4 protein-coding genes are annotated in these 4,405 nt (G+C 43.9%); 1 reads left to right on the forward strand and 3 read right to left on the reverse strand.

Going from position 1 to position 4,405, the window contains the following annotated elements; translation table 11 throughout:
- On the forward strand, positions 1 to 456 hold a 456-nt coding region (locus ACJMLT_RS00965; RefSeq protein ID WP_405725225.1), incomplete at its 5' end, for a substrate-binding domain-containing protein.
- A gap of 148 nt (positions 457 to 604) precedes the next feature.
- On the opposite strand, the gene ACJMLT_RS00970 is transcribed toward ACJMLT_RS00965, so the two are convergent.
- The 3 genes from ACJMLT_RS00970 to ACJMLT_RS00980 form a co-directional block, all read right to left on the reverse strand.
- The gene (locus ACJMLT_RS00970; protein ID WP_405725228.1) at positions 605 to 1,693 is read right to left on the reverse strand and encodes a tetratricopeptide repeat-containing glycosyltransferase family 2 protein; all 1,089 of its coding nucleotides are present in this window, start codon (positions 1,691 to 1,693) and stop codon (positions 605 to 607) included.
- A gap of 118 nt (positions 1,694 to 1,811) precedes the next feature.
- Complete coding sequence (locus ACJMLT_RS00975) at positions 1,812 to 3,290, reverse strand: Na+/H+ antiporter NhaC family protein (RefSeq protein WP_405725231.1); 1,479 nt, start codon at positions 3,288 to 3,290, stop codon at positions 1,812 to 1,814.
- Positions 3,291 to 3,616: 326 nt separating this feature from the next.
- Positions 3,617 to 4,312, reverse strand: a complete 696-nt coding sequence (locus tag ACJMLT_RS00980; RefSeq protein WP_405725234.1) for a V-type ATP synthase subunit D — start codon at positions 4,310 to 4,312, stop codon at positions 3,617 to 3,619.
- Positions 4,313 to 4,405: the final 93 nt, after the last annotated feature.

Below are 4,405 nucleotides of genomic sequence, written 5' to 3' on the forward strand. Positions count from 1 at the left end.
ACCCATGATAAACGCAGTACAAAACATTTCGCAAAAACGATCCTGAAAGAAACCCGTTTTGTATTCGCCGCAGCCCCTACCCATCCTCTGGCACAAAAACAGACCGTGACACTGGCTGAAATTGCAGAAAACGACGTGATCATCACAAACCAGCAGTTCTATTTTTCTGATATGTCTAACGAAGACACCAAAAAAACGCTGGAATATATCATAAAACCCCGCTTCGACATCTGGAATCCTCTGGGCGCCATGGAACTGGCAAAACAGGATTGCGGCATTGCATTCCTACCCTATTATCTGATTCAGGATGCTGTAAAAAAAGGGGAACTCTGTGTACTGAATGTACCTGAGCTGAACTTTACGGTATGGCTGCAGATGCTGCACCACGAACAGAAAGCCATCACCCCTCAGATGACGGCCTTCTGCAAACTGATCAAGGAAATTTATCCTACCTGATATGAAAAATTTCAATCCAAATCTTCATATCTGTCCATTTTACATTACCATCAAAGCATGTTATGATGCAGATATAGAAAGGAATTCATCATGCGGCTCATGATGATGCAGACGTCCTTTCTCCGGATTTTATGGGAGCAGTTTCATTTCAAATGAGACTGCTCTTTTCTTTTTCCAAAAAATATCCTCTGTTTTTTCGCACCGCTTCCGACTCCGGATGCAGCACGCCGGCCATTTCGTTATACATCTTGGCCCGTTCATGTTCTCCCAATCGATCATAGCAGACACAAAGCTGGATACAGGGAAGATATCCGTAACATTCCTCCTGCACAAAGGCTCCTTTTTCCGTCCGCTTTTCTGCGTGCAGCGCATTTTCATACCAGAAAACTGCCGTTTCCCATTCCTCTCTGTCATAAAAATATCCGCCGATCTCACAGCAATGCTCCCCTGTAGGCGGCGCCAGCCGCAGTCCCTGCAGAAGCGTATCAAAGGCTTTCTCCTTTTCCCCTGCAGCCTGCAGGCTATAGGCAAGGAAACGTACCGCCTCCAGTTTGTTTTCCAGCCACGCCGTCGGTTCCCGCAGAAAGGTCTCAAAAACTGCGGCAGCTTTTTCATATTTTCCATGATAATAACATTCCCGACCGTAATAAAACTGTTCTCTGGCATCCAGTTTTCGCCCCTCGGAAAGCATTTTTTCATATATCTTCAGGTTGCGGTCAGAATATGCTGTCTCCTCTTTTCGGTGTTCAAAATGGATCTCTTCCTGCCGCACTTTTCCAAAGGGAACAATGACCTCATGGACACAGCCCTGCCATCTCGCCTGCGGGCAATTTCGGATCAGTCGTTCTCTGTAATAGGAAAAGGACGGTTCTCCTTTCTGATCGAAAGCCGCATCATACAGCATCATCACCACATCACAGGGGTTCTGCTCCAAGTCTTCTTTCAGATCAAAAAACTTTCGCTTATCCGATGACAGAAATACATCATCCGCATCCATCCACAGCAGGTACTCCCCTGTGGCTTTGGAAAAAGCAAAGTTTCTGGCAGCCGCAAAATCATCGATCCACGGAAAATCATAAATTTTTTCCGTATATGCCGCTGCAATTTCCTTCGTTCGATCCACAGAACCCGTATCTGCAATGATGATCTCATCCACAATATCCGCAATACTCTCCAGACTCCGTGCCAACACTTTCTCTTCATCCCGCACGATCATACATAAACTGATTGTTACCATGGCATTCCTCCCCCTCCTTCCTATCAGTTTATGCTGATTGCAATATATGGTGCTTTCTGCCGCATTCTTCTGTTTGCATATAAAAAAGGAGCATTGCGTCTGCAACACTCCTCTTCCATCATGCTTTGCTATTTTCCTCTGCTTCAATTGCATCAATGTCTAAAACAGAAAGGTTTTCAATCGTAACACCCTTATATTTCGCTATTGCAAGATACAGCACAATCATTGCTGCCACACAGCCAACCGTAACAAAAGCATTTTCAGCAATTGTTGCGGGAATAAAGCCAACAAAGGATACTACCGCACAAATAACCGCATAAGGCAGCTGTGTTAAAGTATGGTTCATCAGTTCACAGTTTGCACCGGATGCAGCCAGAATCGTCGTATCAGAAACAGGAGAACAATGATCCCCGAATAAACCGCCAGACAATACCGCACCGATCGTTACAAACAAACTGGCATCCAAGTGGTATGCTACAGGGATGGCAATTGGCATAACAATAGCAAAAGTCCCCCAGGATGTACCTGTAGCAAAAGACATCAGTGCCCCAATCAGGAAAACAATGGAAGGAACCAGCCAGTAAGGAACTGTTCCCTGTGCAATGGATACAATAAATTCGGAAGTACCCAGAATACCGCCCACTGTACTTAACCCCCACGCCAAAATCAGCATGACCATACAGTCAAACAATTTGCTGCAGCCTTTTACATATGTAGAAATCCCTTCTTTGATTTCCATTACTTTATAGTGCTTCATCAGCAAGATCATTGTAATCGCAGCCAGCAGATATCCACTGATCAGTGCAATTCTAAAATCACCGCCGGGAACCTGTTTCACAGGGAATCCCTGTGGAAGCAAAATGCCAAATAATGTAACAAACAGAACAACCAATGGCAGAATAACTACCAGTGGAGACACGTTGTTATTTGTGATCATATTTTTCTTGGGTGCTTCTTCATTGGGTAATTTGGAAAAAATACCCTTACGTGCGTCCTGCTCCGCTTTTGCCATTGCCCCGAATTCCTTTTTGCAAAATGCCACCATAGGCACCATGCACAGGCACAGAATAGGGTAAATCTGATAGGGGATCGCATTGCAAAATGCAGTCCAGTCATTGATTGCCGTAATACCAAGGTTATCCAGTTCTGTCTGGATCAGACCCATGGAAGTAACCCCCCAACCGATAAAGGGAATCAGAACACATACGGGAGATGCAGTGCAGTCAATGATCCATGCCAGTTTCTCTTTGGAAATTCTCATTTTCTTAAAAATTGGTGCAAAAATAGGCCCTACGATCATGGGTGTCCCCAATTCAGAGAAGAACACCAGAATACCGCCGATCCATGCTGCAATCTGTGTTTTGCAACGTGTATCGATAAAGTTTGCAACCTTTCTTGCAAAGGCTTCCGCACCACCGGATTTTTCTAACAAAGTAACAAATCCGCCAATAAATACCAATAACACAATGATCCCTGCATTATAGCTGTCTAAAAAGCGAGGAATAATATATTCCCCAATGGTCGCCTTTAATGCCGCAACAGGATTGCCGCTGCAAACAATCAATGCCCCGGAAAACAGACCGGTAAATAAAGACAAAATAACATTTCTTGTTCCAATTGCCAAGCCTATTGTAAGCACAATTGGAATGATGGATAAAATACCCGTATCCATATTGAACACTCCTTTTCTAATACACTTTTCATAATAATTTGCCGTTGAAAGTATATCATTGATTCAAAAAATTCGTCAATAGATTCAGCCATTTGAAGGGCTTGTATTAAAAAAAGTCCTTCAAACAAAAAACAGCAATAAATCTCTTTTGCGAAAATTTATTGCTGTTTTTATTCTTGTATATTTTAACAGAATTCTGTTGTTTGATATCATTGTCTCTTAAAGTACTAAAAGACCGTTATGATACAAACTCAGTTTACACATCGATGGCAAGCCGCCACTTCCTTGTCTTTGCTGCGTCTTTCCTCGATGGCTTTTTTCGCAACCATGTCTTTTACCTTCATCAGACGTGTCGTATTGGCTCTTTCGTTTTCTTCCAGTTTCATGGTGATATATTTAATCGTCTCCTGATAGTTGGGGATCATAACATTTTCCAGCGCGTTTACACGACGGCGGGTACGTTCGATCTCCTGAGCCAGAAGCTGTGCCGATTTTTCAGATTCTGCCAGACGGAGGAGAGGCTCCATGGCATCGGAAAAAGAAATCATGGCACTATCCAGTTCACCGGATGTGAAGGCCATACCATAAGGGAAAATGTTCCCTTCTTTGCTGCCTTCTGTCTGGAAGTCGAATACAGGCACATTTACGCTCATGATGTTTCTGTTGGTAACCTTTACAGATACGGCCTGCTGGGGGATCATCAAGGCTTCGCCAAGGCTGGCTTCACTAAGCACTGCTCTGGCAATGATGAAGTTTTTATATGCCTCTTCCAAAGCTTTTTCCGCTTCTTCACGCAGGCGTTTATTTTCCCTTACGATCTCCATGAACTGTTTCATCAGTTCATCCAGCTTATCTTTCAGCAGTTTATGACCTCTGGTCGCTGTTTTCAGCTGACCCTTCAAGCGGGTCATTTCCATACGGGTGGGATTGACATTCAATCTAGCCACACTTCATCACTCCCCGCTGTTCAGATATTTTTCCAGATATTCGTCACGAATACGTTTCAGTTCACTCTTCGGCAGCATGCGCAGAAGGCTCCA

The sequence above is a fragment of the Anaerotignum sp. genome, assembly GCF_045122575.1.
Classification (GTDB): domain Bacteria; phylum Bacillota; class Clostridia; order Lachnospirales; family Anaerotignaceae; genus Anaerotignum_A.